We start from the raw sequence: 904 nt of genomic DNA, 5'->3' as shown, positions 1-904 counted from the left end.
TAATCAGAGCTGCTGATCTCAACACTGATGGTCGCTGATTCATGTAGCAGAGCGCGATCTTTTAAGTCTGCTCCGACTGCAGGAATTGAGGTCGTCGTTGTTTCGCCCAGAGTACCATTAAGCATGCCTGAAACGTTGTTTACGACAACAGCGCCTATACCGCCTGAAGTTTCACAGTTGAGTACTTTCTCATCAAAGGTAATTTCACCACGGTCCATCAGACAAATCTTACCGTTGGCGTCGGTATCAACCGCGTTGCCTAACCCCATGTAGTGTACTTCACCTGAAACATCACCTTGAGCTGAATAAGTAAATCCAGATGATGCAATAACTTGCTCGCCTGTGGCTAATACTGACGTCGCTGCCATATCTGCAGGATAAGTCGAAAGTGTGTTCACGCCGCCAGCGGTCACTTCAACACAAGTTGAATCAATGATCTCTTGGCTGTTTTTGCCTTTCTTGCCGTTGTACACCACAGTACATTCCGGGAACTGAGAAAAGTCTGCGATTTGATCGTTGTTGTCGTTTGCGCCGATCATCATTACTGACTGATAACCTGCAGGGTAAGAAAGCACATCATTGCCATCGTTACCTGCTGCCGCAAGCACTAAGCCACCGTTGTTAGTGAAGGTTTTAAATGCGCTTTCTTCTGCTGTTGTTGGCGCGCCGCCACCCAAGCTCATGTTGATGATATTTGCGCCCGCATCAGCACATTTCTCTGCCGCGTAAGCCAAGTCAGATGAGTATCCCCAACCATCAGAGTTGAACACTTTGACGATGTGCATTGGCACGCCCGGTGCCATACCGATGATGCCAAAACCGTTGTCTGCTGCACCAATCGTACCGGCTACGTGTGTGCCGTGAGGGCCACCGTTTTCATCCCAGTTACCAGTACCCGAGTCGT

Annotated in this window: 1 protein-coding gene; it reads right to left on the bottom strand. The window is 49.1% G+C overall.

Annotation, left to right across the window (positions count from 1 at the left end):
* The coding region (locus tag ACWYU8_RS22000; protein ID WP_457521849.1) for a S8 family serine peptidase at positions 1-904 on the bottom strand (904 nt) is incomplete at both ends.

This window comes from Vibrio limimangrovi (assembly GCF_054064025.1).
Note: the sequence above shows the minus strand (reverse complement) of the source record. Positions and strands in the feature narration are given on the sequence as shown.